Raw genomic sequence first — 15,067 nt, forward strand, 5'->3', positions numbered from 1 at the left:
ATGAGGCACGGTGCGAACAGGCAGCCTATATCCACCCATTGCCGTTGGTTTGAGTGCCCGGCCCTCGCGTCGCCGTCCGTGCCGTCAGCTCGATGCGCGCCGGAAGGTCTTGAAGAAGGTCTGCAATGCCTGGCGGTTGGCCGCGTCGTTCCATTCGTCGGCGGGCGTCGTCCACCGTAGCGAGAAACTGCGCCCGCCGCCGATGAGGAAACCGCGCCCGAGCGTGCGCACCCGGTCGTCGCCGGTGCCGGAGAACCACTCCAGGTCGGCGGCCTTGTCGCCCTGGTAGGTGGTGGCCTGGATGTCGCCGATCTGCTGGAAGCCCTCGGTCTGCTTCAGCCCCGGCAGGACGTCGTCACGCCAGATGGCGACCGGGTCCGGACCCGCCTGTGTGCTGTATGTCACGGCCAGCGTGCGCGGGTCGCCCGTCGCGCCGAAGGTGACGCGGTAGGCGCCGGACACCTGTTGGGTCTCCACCACCTTCCAGCCCTTCGGCAGCGCGACGGAGAAGCCCTGCGACGCCTTGAACACGCGGAAGCCGGCCGGCAGCGCGGAGGTGGTGGGGGAGGGAGAGGGGGACGCGGTGACGGAGGGCGAGGCGGACACGGAAGCGGACGGAGAGGTGGGGGACGTGGGCGACGGTGTGGCGGACGGGGAGTAGGCGTGACCGTCGACGTTCTCGCTGGGTGTGCTGACCGAGGCGGACGCGGAGGGCAGGGGGGAGGGCTCGGTCGTCGCCGAGGTCTGGGTGCCGGGCAGTTGGTGGGTGGCGGCCAGGACCGCGACCGTGACGGTCCCGACGGCGAGGGCGGTCCCGGCGGCCATGCCCCGGCCGCTCCAGGTGGTTCCCGCCCCGCGCACGGCGTCGTAGGCCCGCCGCAGCCGGGGCAGCGGAATCGGCTCGCGGTCGGCGTACGGGTCGTCGTTGAGGATGCGGGTGAGGATCTCGCGGACCACCGGACGGGTCAGCCGCTCCCGGGAGTTCTTGCGCAGCAGCCCCTGCACGACCTGTGCCAGCGGGCCGGCGCGCGACGGGCCGCGCATCGGGAGCCGGTCCACCCCCTTCATGGTCGCCTCGGGACGGCCCCGGTCGCGGAACGGCGGGTGTCCCTCGACCAGCGTGTAGAGGATCGCGCCCAGCGCCCACAAGTCGGCGGCGGGACCGATGCGTTCGTCCCGTGCCTGTTCCGGCGAGGCGTACGACGGTGCGGTGATCCGCGGGGCGAGAGTGGCGCCCGCGAGACCGAAGCCGGTGAGGACGACCCCGCCCCGATCCCGCACGAACACCTGGCCCGGGCTGAGTTCGCCGTGGGTGATGCCCTCGCTGTGCGCCGCCTCCAGGATGTCGAGCAGTTCGAGTCCGATGCGGGCGGCCCGTACATAGTGGAACGTGCCCTGCTGGGCGAGGAGTTGGCCGAGCGGTGTGCCGTCGATCCAGTCGGTGACGGTCCACAGCGTGCCGGCCTCCTCGACGGCGTCGACGACCGGGGCGACCCGGGTGGGACAGAGCAGCACCATGACGTCGGTGGTGCGCCGGATGCCGGCGGTGATCCGTCCGGCGCCCTCCGCATCGGGGGCGAAGGGGAGGGTCACCTCCGTGAGGAGGCAGGGCTGTTCGGCGATCATGTCCTCGCCGTACCAGGAGACGCGGTTGGTCTCGCGGTGCGCGACCTCCATGGGCCGGTATCTGCCGGCGACCAACTCGTGTGCGGAGACGTGTGTCTCGACCATGGCCATCCCTCGCTGAACCCCGGGCTCTCACCTTTCCCAGAAGTACGGTGGGTGTGATGGGCTGCGTTCAATGGAAGCCCAATTCCCCGGTGTTTCTTGCCTTTTATTCAACGGCGGCGAGCAGGTGTGCGGGAAAACCGAGTCGCGGGGAGGTCCCAGGTCGGCGCTCGTGTCCCGGGGCGGGTGAATTCGCCCCGGGGGCTTCAACGGCGGAATATCGCTGCCCGACCTGGAGGTAACCGGCGGTAAACGCGGGCGTGAAGGCCACGAATACACGGGTGTTTGTCGACAACGTAGTCAACGGATCTGTCCACGAGTCCGTCAACGATCCCGTGCGCGAAGTGAGTTGACGGGAAGTCAGCGCAACCCGAAGCCTTCCGACCAGGCCGCGATCTCCCCGACCGTCGCGTTGCCCCCGCAGACCACGAGGCCGAGCCTGGCGCCCTCGCCGACCCGCTCCAGCACCTGCCGGGCGGCGGGCAGCAGGCAGCCCGCGGCGGGCTCGGTCCACACCTTGGCATGCTCGGCGAGGTCGAGACACCCTTGCACGGCGTCCCGGTCGGGGACGGTCAGCACCTCGGTGACGAGGGCCGACACATGGTCGTACGTCAGCTGCGACACGGCCGGAGCGCTGAGCGTGGTCACGATCGACGAGGGCGTGACCGACACCGGGCCGCCCGCCGCGAGCGCGGCGGACATGGCCTCGGCGCCCTCGGTCTCCACACCCCAGACCCGGATCCCGGGCCGCCGGGCGTGCAGGGCGGCGGCGACGCCGGCGATCAGGCCACCGCCGCCGATGCTGACCAGGACGTCGGTGAGTTCACCCGCGTCCTGCGCGAACTCCAGCCCGACCGTGCCCTGTCCGGCGATCACCACCGGGTCGTCGAACGGGTGGACCAGGGTCAGTCCCTCGTCCCGCAACCGGTTCACCAGCTCGAACGCGCTCGGCATGTCGTCGGTCAGTCGCAGCGACGCGCCCGCCGCCTCCACCAGCGCGACGGACCGCGCCGGCGCCGAACGCGGCATGACCACCGTCGCCTTCACGTCGAGCGCCGCCGCCATGACCGCGAGCGCGATCCCGTGATTGCCGCCGCTGACCGCCACCACTCCGGCGGCCAGCTCGCCCTCGCCCAGCGACAGCAGCTTCGCCGTCGCCCCGCGCGCCTTGAAGGAACCCGTGCGCTGCAACAGCTCCAGCTTCGTCGTGACCGGGACGCCGAGCAGCTCGGAGAGCCCGAAGCTCTCCACGGTCGGGGTGCGTACGACGTGTGCGGCGATCCGCTCGGCGGCGGCTTCGATCTCCGAGATGCCGATCAAGGCAGTCATCCTTCCGGCACGGGGACAGGTGACCCGTGCCGGTTCGACCCTGACGCGGAAAGGACGCGCAGGTCAACACGTTTCAGAGATCGCGACGCACCAGGAACTCCAGCAGGGACCGCAGGTCGTCGGAGGGCCCCGCCGCCAGGGGAACTCCCGCGAGGGCCGTCTCCACCGCGGCGAAGTGCCGACGGGCCTCCGCCAGCGCCGCCGTACGGCCGCCGGCCTCCTCGATCAACGCTGCCGCCACGGCGTGTTCGGCGCCCGAGTCGAGGAGCGCGGCGAGGCGCCGGGCACCGGGGGAGGAGAGCGCGGCCAGCACCGGAAAGGTCTTCTTGCGCTCCCGCAGATCACCGTGCGCGGGCTTGCCGGTCACGGCCGGGTCGCCCCAGATCCCCAGGACGTCGTCGACCAGTTGGAAGGCGATGCCCAGATGCCGTCCGGCCCGGTCGAGCGCGGCGACGGTCGTCGGGGGCGCCCCGCCGAGTACGGCACCGAGCGCGACCGCGCAGCCCAGCAGCGCACCCGTCTTGCCCTCGGCCATCGCCCGGTACTCGTCCGGACGGACCCGCTCCGGCCCGGTCCAGGGACGCGCCGCGAACAGCAGGTCGTCCGCCTGTCCGTGCACCAGATCGCCGAGCGCCGTGGACAGCAGACGCAGTCCGCCCGCTCCGCCGGGAGCCGCGGCGAGCGTCTCGACGGCCAGCGCGAACAGGGCGTCGCCCGCGAGGACAGCCGGTCCCGTGCCGTAGGCCTTCCAGACCGTGGGGCGGCGGCGCCGGGTCGGGTCGCCGTCCATGATGTCGTCGTGCAACAGCGAGAAGGTGTGCACCAGTTCCACCGCGACGGCCGCGGCGATCCCGGCCCGTCCGGGCGCACCGGCCGCCTCCGCCCCGAGTACGGCGAGGGCCTGGCGTACGCCCTTGCCGCCCGGCGCGGCGACGGGAGCGCCGCCCACCTCGCACCAGCCGAACGAGTAGGCGGCCATCTCACCCATCCACGGATGCAGTCGTCCGACCGCCTCCGCGAGGGCGGGCCGCACCAACTCCCGGGACCGGGCCAGGACGTGGGGGACGGAGGGGGTCGCCACGGTCGAGGAGTGCGCCGTCACCGTACGACCTCCGCCGTGCCGCCGACGCCCAGTTCGTCCTGGGCGCGGGCCACCATCTGCCGCGCGTGCCGCAGGCCTATCCGTTCCAACGTCCGTGCCAGTTCGGCGAGTTCGTCCGCCGTCTCGGCGCGGTCGCGGCCCAGGCGGGCCAGGGACTTGGCCAGGCCCAGCCGGGAGAGGGCCTCGCCGCGCGGCTCGCTCATCGCGCGGAACTCGGCGAGCGCCTGCTCGTAGAGGTCCCGGGCTTCGGGGTAACGCCCGGCGCGGTAGAGGACGTTGGCGCGCATCTTGTGGTTGTAGGCGAGCGCGCTGGAGAGCTTCATGGCACGGCAGCTCTCCTCCGCCTCGGACAGCAGGCGGAGCGCCCGCTCGGTGTCCTGGTCGCGCACGGACACGATGTCGGCGAGTCCGCGCAGCGCCCAGGCGTGCCCGCGCTTGTCGTCGGCGCCCGCCGCGATCTCGGCCGCCTCCTCGAACATCGCGAACGCCGTGTCGTAGGAACCCCTGTTGCGATGGATCTGCGCGATCCCCTCCAGCGCCCACACCGTGTGCCGGGCCTCGCCCCGTTTACGGGCCTCGGCCAGGAGTTGTTCGTGCAGTCGGGCGACGGCCTCGTAGTCGCCCTGGATCCGGCCGGTCTCGGCGAGGCCCGCCAGTGAGTAGCCCCGTACGACGATGTCTCCGCCGCGCTCGCCGAGTTCGGCCGCGAGCCCCAACAGCCGCCAGGCCAGCGGGAACGCGCCGCGCTGCCGGGCCAGGGTGCCGCCGCTCCACAGCGCCCAGGCCATCGCGGCCGTGTCTCCGGCCTCGCGGGCGGCGCGGTAACTGGCCTTCCACGCCTGCTCCGCCTCCCGTACCTGCCCGAGCCGCCGGTGTGCTTCGGCGACCGCGAGCCCCGAGCGGGCCGCCTCGCCGCGCTGTCCCGAGCGCTCGGCCGCCGCCAACTGCTCGGTGCCGGCGGCCAGTACGTCGACCAGTGAGGAGTTCACGGACAGGGTGGTGAGGGCGCCCTGGTACTCCGGTGCGAATGCCTTGCCGTACATCGATGCCTTTCGGTCCATACACACCGCATGTAGACACTGTGTGTATACATAGTGCGTATACGTCGTGTGTATACATGCCGTGTATAGAGTGCTGAAAATCAGCCCTGGCCGTGGGGGCCAGGGCGTCATCCGGTGTTGCGGATCAAGACGTCGATGCGGACGGCGAGGTTGCCTCCGAGGCGTAGATCACTCGCCGCACCCCTCAGTGCTGCTGTGCCTTCTGCGGAGTCTCCTCGCTGGGCCGTACGACGACGAACCCCTCACCCTGGAGCATGAGTTGGACGGCCTCGCCGGAACCGCCGCGCAGCATCGAACCGATGGACTGCGAACGGTGCAGCGAGGTCTGGAGGTGGGCCGACCAGCCGACCACCGCGTCCGTGTCGACGAACACCGGGTACTGCGGTGAGACCGGTATGACCAGCGGGTTGCCCTCGCAGACCAGGCCCAGCTTGCCCTGCCCGGTGAAGACACTGTTGAAGAGACCCCCGCCCGCGATGCCGGAGCCCTTCACCGTCTTGATCGCGTACGACAACGAGGCGTCGAAACACAGCACGTTGCGGCCGTTGACGGTGAACTCGTCACCGGGGTCGATCTCGACCACGAAACAGTTCTGCGCCTCGTGCGCGAACCACGCCTCACCCTGCCCGCGCACCGCCATCAACGGCAGCCCCTCACCGGTGACAGCGCGCTTGAGCATGCCGCCCACGCCCTGGCCCTTGCGCTCGAACTGGAGGTTGCCTCGGTATGCGATCATCGCCCCCTGGCGGGCGAGCATCTCGCCGTTGACCGCATACCTGATGCACTTGGCATTCTCGACGGTCATGCCCGGCGCGGTGGCCGGCTGCACCATGTGCTCACTGGAAAACAGATCACCCTTCATGCGGGCATCCTGTCCCGGAAGATCTCATTCCGACAAGATCGCGGACGGGACGACCGTCCCGCGAGGTCAGGCGCCGAAGAGCTGCGTCCAGTACGTCCCCGTCTGTCCACCGCCCGCGAAGCCGATGCCTATGTGGGTGAAGTCCGGCTTGAGGATGTTGGCGCGATGGCCGGGGCTGTTCATCCACCCCTCCACGACCTCGGCGGCCGACCGCTGACCGCAGGCGATGTTCTCGCCGATCGTGCGCCTGCGCGAACCCGCGGCGGCGGCCCGGTCCCAGGGCTGCGAGCCGTCGGGGGAGGTGTGCGAGTAGAAGGCACGCGCCACCATGTCGGTGCTGTGCGCCTGCGCGGCGGCGGCGAGCAGTGGGTCCACGGCGAGTGCGCGCAGCCCGGCCCTGGCGCGCTCCGCGTTGGTCGACGCCACGACCTCCGCCGCCGTACGGGCCAGGTTGCCGGCGGTGAGCGGCGTTGCCCACAACGCCGTCCAGTAGACGTCACCGGAGCGGGGGTCGACGGCCTGGGCGAAGCCCGCGTGCGTGAAGTCCCGTTCCAGCAGCGTCCGGAGGGCCTTTTCGGTACGCAGGCAGTAGTCGACGAAATCGGCGGGGGTGCGCGGGCCGGAGACCAGATGCTCGCCGACGGTGAGGTAGGTGTAACCGGCTTGGGTGACGCGCTGGTACACGGAGGTGCCGTCGCGGCTCTCGGTGCTGAGATGTCCGGCGGCGGCCATGTCGGAGGCGTGCGCTTGTGCCGCGGAGGTGAGCCGGTGATCGAGGGCGACGGGCGGTGAACCGGCCTTGGCGCGGGCCGAGTTGGCCAGGGTGAGGAAGCCGGTGGGGTCGGTTGCCGGGGAGGCCGAGTTGAAGTGAGGGCCGGTTGAGGGTGTCGACCGCGGTGCGGGTATGGACGCCGATCGCACAACGGCAGGAGCAGGAGTCGCGTCCTCGACGATGTCCACGCCGAAGTCCCGCGCGATTCCGGCGAGTCCATCGGCGTAGCCCTGCCCCAGTGCGCGCAGCTTCCAGCCGGTGCCACGTCGGTACAGCTCGGCCAGGAGCAGGACGGTTTCCCGCTGGGGGCGTGGCGGGGTGAAGCGGGTGAGGGGTTGGCCGCCGGTGCTGGTCACATGGAGGGTCGGTGCGGGCAGGCGGCCCAAGGGGGTGCCGGGATCGGCGGGACTGATGACGAGGGTGACCCGCGCGGCGCCGGTGCGCAGGCGGGCGGGGTCGATGGTCAGGGTGTCGTCCTGCAGCCGTGCTCCTGGTGCCGTCGGCTGGTTGTAGAACACGAAGTCCGCGTCGCCGCCGACCTTGCCGCTCTCGTCGGTGATCAGTGCCGACACGTCGAAGGGACCGGGGACCCGCAGGGTCAGGGTGCCGCCCGGAAGGGGCAGATTGCCGCCCGGCACCAGCTCGTTCATGGCACCGCCCTCGCTGTTCGTGCCCGGTGGGGGACTTCCCCAGGGGACTTCCCCGGTGGGGGACTTCGTCCTCCACTCAACGTCCTGCCAGGGCACGAGGGTTCCCGCAGGACGCTGTGGGGCCGGAGTGAGGGCGGCCGGGAGGGCCGGAGGGCGACGCTGCCTTACCCCGACCCTGACCCCGACCCGCGCACCGGATCCTCAGTCCCGTGCGACCCCCGGCGCGATGTCCTCGTAGGCCACGTTCCGCTCGGTGACGTAGGAGCCTCGGCCCGTGAGCGGTGAGCTCTGGATCGCCTTCGTCCGCTTGCCGCAGAACGCCGACTCCAACGTCCCCGCCATCGTGTTCAGGACCGTGCCGTTGTTGGACGTGTTGGCCAGTGCGGTGAGGCTGCGGCGGCCGTCCTTCGAGGTGAAGGAGTAGGTGTAGAAACCCTGGACCGCGCCGGTGTGGCCGTACACCGAGACACCGCAGGACAGATCGCGGCGTCGCAGCCCGAGGCCGTAGCGGGTCGTGCTGTTGACCGGGGTCCACCGCTCCATCTGCGCGAGCTGGGCGGCGGAGGTGAGTCTGCCGCCGAGCAGTGCGGAGAAGAAGGTGTTCAGGTCGTGGGTGGTGGAGATGACCGCGCCGGCGCTCTGCGCCCAGGAGACCGTCTGGTTCGTGGCGTCGACGAGCTGTGCGCCCGCGCGGTCCGGGGTGAGATAGCCGTGGGCGTACCGGCCCGGGATCTTCGTGGCCGGGTGGACGTAGAAGGTGTCGCGCAGCTTGAGCGGCTTGATGATGCGGTCGCGGTACTCGGTGCCCACGGAGTGCCCCGTCAGCTTCTCGATGAGCATCCCGGCGACGACGAAGTTGGTGTTCGAGTACGAGTAGGCGGCGCCCGGCGCGTTGGTGCGCGCGTGCTTGAGGGACAACTGCACCAGCTGGCGATAGGTGAAGACCTTGTTGCGTACGGCCTCGAAGCCGGAGACCGAGCTGGCGAACATGGAGTTCGTGTAGTCGTACAGGCCGCTGCGGTGGCTCAGGACGTGGCGCACGGTGATCCGCTTGTCGGGCAGCAGGCCCGGGAGGTAGCGGTCGACCGAGGCGTCCAGGTTCAGCTTGTGGGCGTCGGCCAGTTGGAGCAGGACGACGGCCGAGAACGACTTGGTGACGCTGCCGATGCGGAAGCGGTCGGCGTTGCCGATGGCCCGGCGTGTCGTGCGGTCGTCGATGCCCGCGGCGGCCGTGTGGACGGTGCCGTGGTCGTCGATGCGGGCGATCGCCCCGGGCGCGCCCTGTGCCGTCAGCGTGCGCAGTACGGCACGGAGGCCGGCCATGTCCGGGGCGGGAAGTCCCGCCGCGTCGGGGGCCGGAAGCGGTGCTGTGCTGCTGGTTCTCGTGGTGTCCGACTCGTGGATCGCGGCATGCGCCGGTACCGCCGTGAGCGTCAGCAGCGCCGCCGCCGACGCCGTGGCCCTGCGCACCGTTCTTGAGTCCATCCGGTTCTCTCCCCTTTTTCTCGGTATGCGAGATCGATCACAGTGGCGCGAGGCAACCTTCTCGCGTCCCGTCACATCTCCACAGCTGGCGCACAGTTGGTCATTCACTGATCACTGAGCGATGCGGATTTGCCAAGTATTGCCATGAAAGCCTCGAAAACCGTTCATTTCGGCTTTACATGTACATGGTCGATGCGTGAGGGTTTCGGTCCGGGGCCCGACCAGCCCTGTGGACGCGTTCAACCGCGCCCAGTCTCAAGGCGGTTGGTGATCCCGGCCGTCTTCCTACGGAGGAGCCCTCATCCATGCGTGGACCCCACATACGCAGCCTGGCGGTCGCCGTCGCGGTGACGACGGCCGCCACGGGGCTGGCCGGCACGGCCTTTGCGGGACCGGCCACGGGGACGGACCGTGCGACGGCCTCGACCGACACCGGCACCAGCGCCGCGTCGGTCGTCACGGCCGCGCGGGCCGCAGCGTTCGCGCACGCGTCGGCGACCGGTGTCACGCGGGGCGACGAACTCCGGGCCCAGGACGTGATGATCGACCCCGAGGGCGCACGCCATGTGCGGTTCATACGCTCGCACCAGGGCATGCCGGTCCTCGGCGGCGACCTCGTCGTCCATCTCTCCCACGGTCTGGCCTACACCGGAGTCACCCGGGCGGCCGGGCAGAGCATCAAGCCCGCGATCACGCGGGCAGAGCTGACAGCCGGTCAGGCCGAGGCGAAGGCCGCGGCCGTCGCCAAGGGTGACGCGGGCACCGCCGAACTCGTCGTGGATGCCCGGGACGGGGGAGCCGCCCTCGCCTACCGGATACCCGTCAGCGACAGCAGCACCGCCGAGGCCACCGGCACCCGGACCGTCGTCCTCGACGCCGTCACTGGCAAGGTCCGCAGCAACACCCCCGACAGCGACGAGTTCCTCTCGCCCAAGCTCCTCGACACCCTGCGCGAGCGCGGCGAGACCCTGGACCCCGCCACCGGCACCGCCGTAAAGCCCAGGTCCCTCGCGGCAGCCGCCGCGAGCCGCGCGGTCCACTACCCGGTCACAGCCTCGGGCACCGGCACCTCCCTCTTCGTCGGCAAGGTGCCGCTCACCACCACCCGCACGGCGCGCACCAGTTACCTCCTCAAGGACCCGACGCGCTGGGGCACCGAGACCCGCGACGCCAAGGGCCAGGATCTGGAGAACTTCGCTCAGGGCAAGAAGTTCACCAGCACCACCGACAAGTGGGGCAACGGTGCCGTATCGCACCGCGACAGCGCCGCCGTCGACGCCCAGTACGGCATCACCAAGACCCTGGACTTCTACAAGAAGACCTTCGGCCGCAAGGGCATAGCGAACAACGGCAAGGCCGCCCGCGGCATGGTCCACTTCGGCAACAAGGTGGCCAACGCCTTCTGGGACTCGACCTGCGGCTGCATGCTCTACGGCGACGGCGACGGGGACATGTTCAAGAAGCCCCTCGTCGTCCTCGACGTCACCGGCCACGAACTCACCCACGGCGTCGTGGACGCCACCGCCAAGCTGGAGCCCACCCGCGTCGACGCGGACGGCAACCAGTACGGCGAGGCGGGCTCGCTGAACGAGTCCCTCGCGGACATCTTCGGCTCCAACGTCGAGTTCAGCGCCAACAACGCCAAGAACCCGCCGAACTACCTGATCGGCGAGAAGCTCGGCCTCGCCCAGAAGTTCCTGCGCCGCCTCGACCACCCCTCCCTGGACAAGCTGGAGGGCACGATCGACTACTGGTCGCCGCAGACGTACGACGCCGAGGTGCACGCCGGCTCCGGGGTCTCCTCGCACGCCTACTACCTCCTCGCGGAGGGCAGCGGCAGCAAGACGATCGGAGGCTTCGCCTACGACTCGCCCACCTACGACGGGGCGACGGTCACCGGCATCGGACGCACCAAGGCCACGGCGATCTTCTACCGCGCGCTGACCCGCTACATGGTGTCCACCACCGACTTCCACGACGCGCGCACCGCGACCCTGAAGGCCGCGGCGGACCTCTACGGCGCGAACAGCACGGCGTACAAGACCGTCGACCAGGCCTGGGCCGCCGTGAACGTCACGGTCGCCAACACCCCTGCCGCCAGGCACTGATGACCGTCCGGGTGCCCTGCCACGAGCGGGGCACCCGGACACCCGGCCTCAGATCCACTGCTTCTCGACCTCCTCGGACACCGTGAACACGGCCTCGCAGGAAGGGCAACTGGCCTTCCCGAACACGTACGTCAACGCCGTCGCGACCTCCGTCTGCCCGAACGCGACCGCCTCGCCGTGCAGCCGCGCACCGATGCCGTCGAGCCCGTCGGGTGTGGCCGGTACGAGCTCCGTGCGCCCCTCCGCGGCCTCCTTGTCGGCACCGGTCACATAGTCGCCGGCCGAGGTGAAGACGCCGTACGAACCGAACGCGACGAACAGGCCCTCCTCGCACTCGGGGCACTCCAGGTCGTACTCCTCGCTGTTCACCCCCTCCAGCGCCTTGGCCCACACCCCGCCGTCGTCCTCGAAGGCGAGCACGGCCATCTGCAGATAGACGAAGGTGTGCGCGTCCTGCCCCGGGTCGGCGCGCAACACCCGTGCCGCATCGAGCAGTTGGGCTATCTCGCGCGCATACCGCGCCCGGCACTCCTCGTCCGGGTCCGTGGTGATCAGCCCGGCCATGGTGACCGCCTGTATCGCCCCGCCCGGCGCCCGGCCGAGCGCGATGTCGGTGAGCACGGGCAGCGCCGCCCAGCTCGCGTCGTACACCGAGCCCTGGTGGCACAGCGAGCCCCACAGCTCCTGCCACACGGCCTCGTCCTCGGCGCCGCCGAGGCGCGCGAACAGGCCCGGGATGTTCTCGGCGCTGCCGTAGGCGTGGGTCAGCTCGGACCAGTCGATCGTCGTCATACGGCGATTGTGCCGCCCGGCACTGACAACGAGGCCCCGGCAGGCATCAGTTCCGCTCAGGCGACTCACAACTCGGCTTCGACAAATCCTGCTTCTTTTATTGACGACGGAAAAGAAGGGATCTAGGTTCCCGCCATGCGCTCGATCCCCCGTACCGAGTCGTTCCCGGCACACACGCCGGCCGTCTCACAGGTCTTCACGACCGTCCTGTCCCACGGCCCCCTCACCCGTCTTGAGGTGGCCCGCCGGGCGGGGCTGTCGGCGGCCGCCGTGACCAAGGCGGTCCGGCCGCTGATGGAGGCTGGCTACCTGGCGGAGGGCGCCGACCAGGACGCGCCCCCGGCACTCGGGCGCCCCGCGAACCTCGTACGGGTCGACGGCGGACGGGCGTTGTTCATCGGGGTCAAGGTGACCGGCGACGAGATCATCGGCGTCCTCGCCGACCTGTGCTGCCGCATCCGCGTCGCCCGCCATGTGCCCCTGACCGACCACGACCCCAAGGCGGTGCTGTCGTCGATCGCGGACCTGGCCCAGGAACTCCGCACCGAGGCGGACGACTTGGGCATCCGCGTGCTCGGCCTCGGCCTCGCGGTCTCCGGTGACGTGGACCGCGGCGAAGGGGTCGTCCGTTACTCCCCGTTCCTGGAGTGGCGTGACGTACGCCTGGCCGAACTGGCCGCCATGACAACGGGGTTGCCGGTCACCGTCGACAACGACGTGCGCGCGCTGACCGTCGCCGAGCAGTGGTTCGGCGCTGGCGCCGGCCTCACGGACTTCGCCGTGGTGACCGTCGGCGCGGGCATCGGCTGCGGACTCGTCGTGCACGGCCAGGTCGTCGCCGGCGCCCACGGGGTGGCCGGGGAGATCGGGCACGTGGTCGTCGATCCCGCCGGGCCGCTGTGCCACTGCGGCAACCGCGGCTGCGTCGAGGCGATCGCCGGGGACGCCGCGATCGTCGCGCGCATCCGCGAGGTCACCGGCGTCCAGGTCGCCGACACCGCCGAGGCGTTGGCCCTCGCCCACCGGGGCGACGCCGGAGCGCGCGAGGTGTACGCGCGGGCCGGTGAGGCGATCGGCCGGGGCATCGCGACCGTGGTCAACCTGTTCGGCCCCGAACGCGTGATCATCTCCGGCGAGGGCCTGGCCGCCTACGACCTGTTCGCCGAGCAGATCCGTGACTCCTTCGCCGCCGCCGCGTTCGGCTCCGCCGCCCGGTGCGACGTACACACCCGTCCCCTGCCCTTCGACGAATGGGCGCGCGGGGCCGCCGCCACCGCCATCCAGTCCTTCATCCGAGCCGCCGACTAGCCCGCACGCCCCTACTTGACCCCCGCCACACTCCTACCCGCACGAGGAGCCCGACGATGTACTCCCTCACGCCCGTCCGCGCCCTGAGAGCCATGGTGGTCCTGGCCCTCAGCGCAGGCTTCGCCACCTACCTCCCCGCCGCGCAGGCGGCCACCCCCACGGCGGACACCGCCACGGCTGTCGCGGCCAAGCCCTATATGGGCTGGTCGAGTTGGAGCATGCAGTCGTCCAAGTACCCTGGCCTCAACCCGGACGGCGACTACAGCTACCTCACCGAGGCGAACGTCACCAAGCAGACCGACGCGCTGGCCTCCAAGTTGAAGAAGTACGGCTACAACTACGTCAATATCGACGCCGGTTGGTGGCGCGCCAACGACTGGACGCCCGAGTACGACCAGTACGGCCGCCAGAAAGCCGACCCGAAACGTTTCCCCAGCGGCATGAAGGCCGTCGCCGACCGCATCCACTCCAAGGGCCTCAAGGCCGGCATCTACCTGCCGGCGGGCCTGGAGAAGGAGGCGTACAACAGCGGCAAGACGCCGATCTGGAACGCCGACGGCTGCACCACAGCCGACATCGTCTACAGCGACCTGCGCACCACCAACGGCTGGGACAGCTCGTACAAGCTCGACTTCTCCCGGCCCTGCACCCAGAAGTACATCGACTCGCAGGCCCAGTTGATCGCCGACTGGGGCTACGACTTCCTCAAGCTCGACGGTGTCGGCCCGGGGTCCGGAAAGAGCGGCGACCAGTACGACAACGTTGCCGACGTGGCCGCCTGGAACAAGGCCATCACCGCCGTCGGACGCCCGATCCACCTGGAACTGTCCTGGTCCCTGGACTACGGGCACGCCGCCGACTGGAAGAAGTACTCCAACGGCTGGCGCATCGACACCGACGTCGAGTGCTACTGCAACACCCTTGTCAGCTGGGAGAACTCGGTCGACGACCGCTGGGACGACGCCCCGGCCTGGACCGGTCAGGCAGGCCCCGGCGGCTGGAACGACCTCGACTCCCTCGACGTCGGCAGCGGCGCGATGGACGGCCTGACGAAGGCGGAGCGGCAGAGTTACGCGACCCTCTGGGCCGTGGCCAAGTCCCCGCTCTTCACCGGTGACGACCTCACCCGTCTCGACGACTACGGCCTCTCGCTGCTCACCAACCGCGAGGTCATCGGCGTCGACCAGAGCGACGCACCGCCCGCGCGCCCGGTCACCCCGTCCGACGCCCAGCAGGTGTGGGCCGCGAAGAACCCCAACGGCACCTACACGGTCGCCCTGTTCAACCTCGCCGACGCACCCGCCGCCGTCTCCGCGAACTGGACGACCCTCGGCTTCACCGGCAAGGCCGCCGTCCGTGACCTCTGGAACCACGAGGACCTCGGTACCTTCACCAACAAGGTGACCGAGGCCCTGCCCGCCCACGGCTCCCGTCTCTTCACCGTCACCCCGCACGGCAGCGCCGTCACCACGACCGCCTACGAGGCCGAGGCCACCACCAACACCCTCTCCGGCAACGCCTCCGTCGCCGACTGCTCGGCCTGCTCCGGCGGCAAGAAGGTCGGCAACCTCTACGTCGGCGGCAAGCTCACCATCAACAACGTCGTCGCCGCGAAGGCCGGCACCTACCAGGTGAAGATCGCCTACGTCAGCGGCGACTCCCGCTCGGCGAGCGTCTCCTCGAACGGCAACGCCGCCACCAGCCACAAGTTCCCGTCCACCGGTGACTGGGGGACCGTCGGGACGGTCAGCGTGCCGGTGAGCCTGAAGGCGGGCGCCAACACGATCACCTTCGACAGCGGTTCGGGCTACGCGCCGGACATCGACCGCATCGACGTCCCCACCTCGGCCTGACCGAGCCACCAGGAGCC

11 protein-coding genes are annotated in these 15,067 nt (G+C 70.4%); 3 read left to right on the forward strand and 8 right to left on the reverse strand.

Translation table 11 applies throughout. From position 1 onward, the window contains the following. Nucleotides 1–84 precede the first annotated feature (84 nt). The 7 genes from ACGFY9_RS18085 to ACGFY9_RS18115 form a co-directional block, all read right to left on the reverse strand. The gene (locus ACGFY9_RS18085) at nucleotides 85–1,737 is read right to left on the reverse strand and encodes a protein kinase (protein ID WP_393755169.1); all 1,653 of its coding nucleotides are present in this window, start codon (nucleotides 1,735–1,737) and stop codon (nucleotides 85–87) included. A gap of 351 nt (nucleotides 1,738–2,088) precedes the next feature. Then, nucleotides 2,089–3,048, reverse strand: a complete 960-nt coding sequence (locus ACGFY9_RS18090; RefSeq protein WP_393755171.1) for a threonine/serine dehydratase — start codon at nucleotides 3,046–3,048, stop codon at nucleotides 2,089–2,091. A gap of 82 nt (nucleotides 3,049–3,130) precedes the next feature. Next, nucleotides 3,131–4,159, reverse strand: a complete 1,029-nt coding sequence (locus ACGFY9_RS18095) for a polyprenyl synthetase family protein (protein WP_393755172.1) — start codon at nucleotides 4,157–4,159, stop codon at nucleotides 3,131–3,133. Further along, nucleotides 4,156–5,202, reverse strand: a complete 1,047-nt coding sequence (locus ACGFY9_RS18100; protein ID WP_393755283.1) for a tetratricopeptide repeat protein — start codon at nucleotides 5,200–5,202, stop codon at nucleotides 4,156–4,158. The genes ACGFY9_RS18095 and ACGFY9_RS18100 overlap by 4 nt, the downstream gene beginning before the upstream one ends. A 202-nt stretch (nucleotides 5,203–5,404) precedes the next feature. Then, nucleotides 5,405–6,082: an AIM24 family protein gene (locus tag ACGFY9_RS18105; RefSeq protein WP_329352489.1), complete on the reverse strand. Its 678-nt coding sequence runs from the start codon at nucleotides 6,080–6,082 to the stop codon at nucleotides 5,405–5,407. A 66-nt stretch (nucleotides 6,083–6,148) separates the two neighbouring features. After that, nucleotides 6,149–7,504: a CAP domain-containing protein gene (locus tag ACGFY9_RS18110; protein ID WP_393755174.1), complete on the reverse strand. Its 1,356-nt coding sequence runs from the start codon at nucleotides 7,502–7,504 to the stop codon at nucleotides 6,149–6,151. A gap of 201 nt (nucleotides 7,505–7,705) precedes the next feature. Continuing rightward, nucleotides 7,706–8,989: a serine hydrolase domain-containing protein gene (locus tag ACGFY9_RS18115; RefSeq protein ID WP_393755176.1), complete on the reverse strand. Its 1,284-nt coding sequence runs from the start codon at nucleotides 8,987–8,989 to the stop codon at nucleotides 7,706–7,708. A 305-nt stretch (nucleotides 8,990–9,294) separates the two neighbouring features. Between ACGFY9_RS18115 and ACGFY9_RS18120 the strand changes: the two genes are divergently transcribed. Continuing rightward, entirely contained in the window at nucleotides 9,295–11,097 is a 1,803-nt protein-coding gene (locus ACGFY9_RS18120) for a M4 family metallopeptidase (protein WP_393755178.1), read from the forward strand. Between the two features lie 48 nt (nucleotides 11,098–11,145). Here the strand turns inward: ACGFY9_RS18120 and ACGFY9_RS18125 are convergent, their stop codons facing one another. Then, nucleotides 11,146–11,889 (reverse strand): hypothetical protein, encoded by a 744-nt coding sequence (locus tag ACGFY9_RS18125; RefSeq protein WP_393755179.1) that lies wholly within the window; start codon nucleotides 11,887–11,889, stop codon nucleotides 11,146–11,148. Nucleotides 11,890–12,024: 135 nt separating this feature from the next. Between ACGFY9_RS18125 and ACGFY9_RS18130 the strand changes: the two genes are divergently transcribed. Beyond that, nucleotides 12,025–13,197 (forward strand): ROK family protein, encoded by a 1,173-nt coding sequence (locus tag ACGFY9_RS18130; RefSeq protein ID WP_393755180.1) that lies wholly within the window; start codon nucleotides 12,025–12,027, stop codon nucleotides 13,195–13,197. Between the two features lie 56 nt (nucleotides 13,198–13,253). Further along, on the forward strand, nucleotides 13,254–15,050 hold the full coding sequence (locus ACGFY9_RS18135; protein WP_393755182.1) for an alpha-galactosidase D: 1,797 nt from the start codon (nucleotides 13,254–13,256) through the stop codon (nucleotides 15,048–15,050). Nucleotides 15,051–15,067: the final 17 nt, after the last annotated feature.

This window comes from Streptomyces sp. NPDC048504 (assembly GCF_043200035.1).
In the GTDB taxonomy this organism is placed as follows: domain Bacteria; phylum Actinomycetota; class Actinomycetes; order Streptomycetales; family Streptomycetaceae; genus Streptomyces.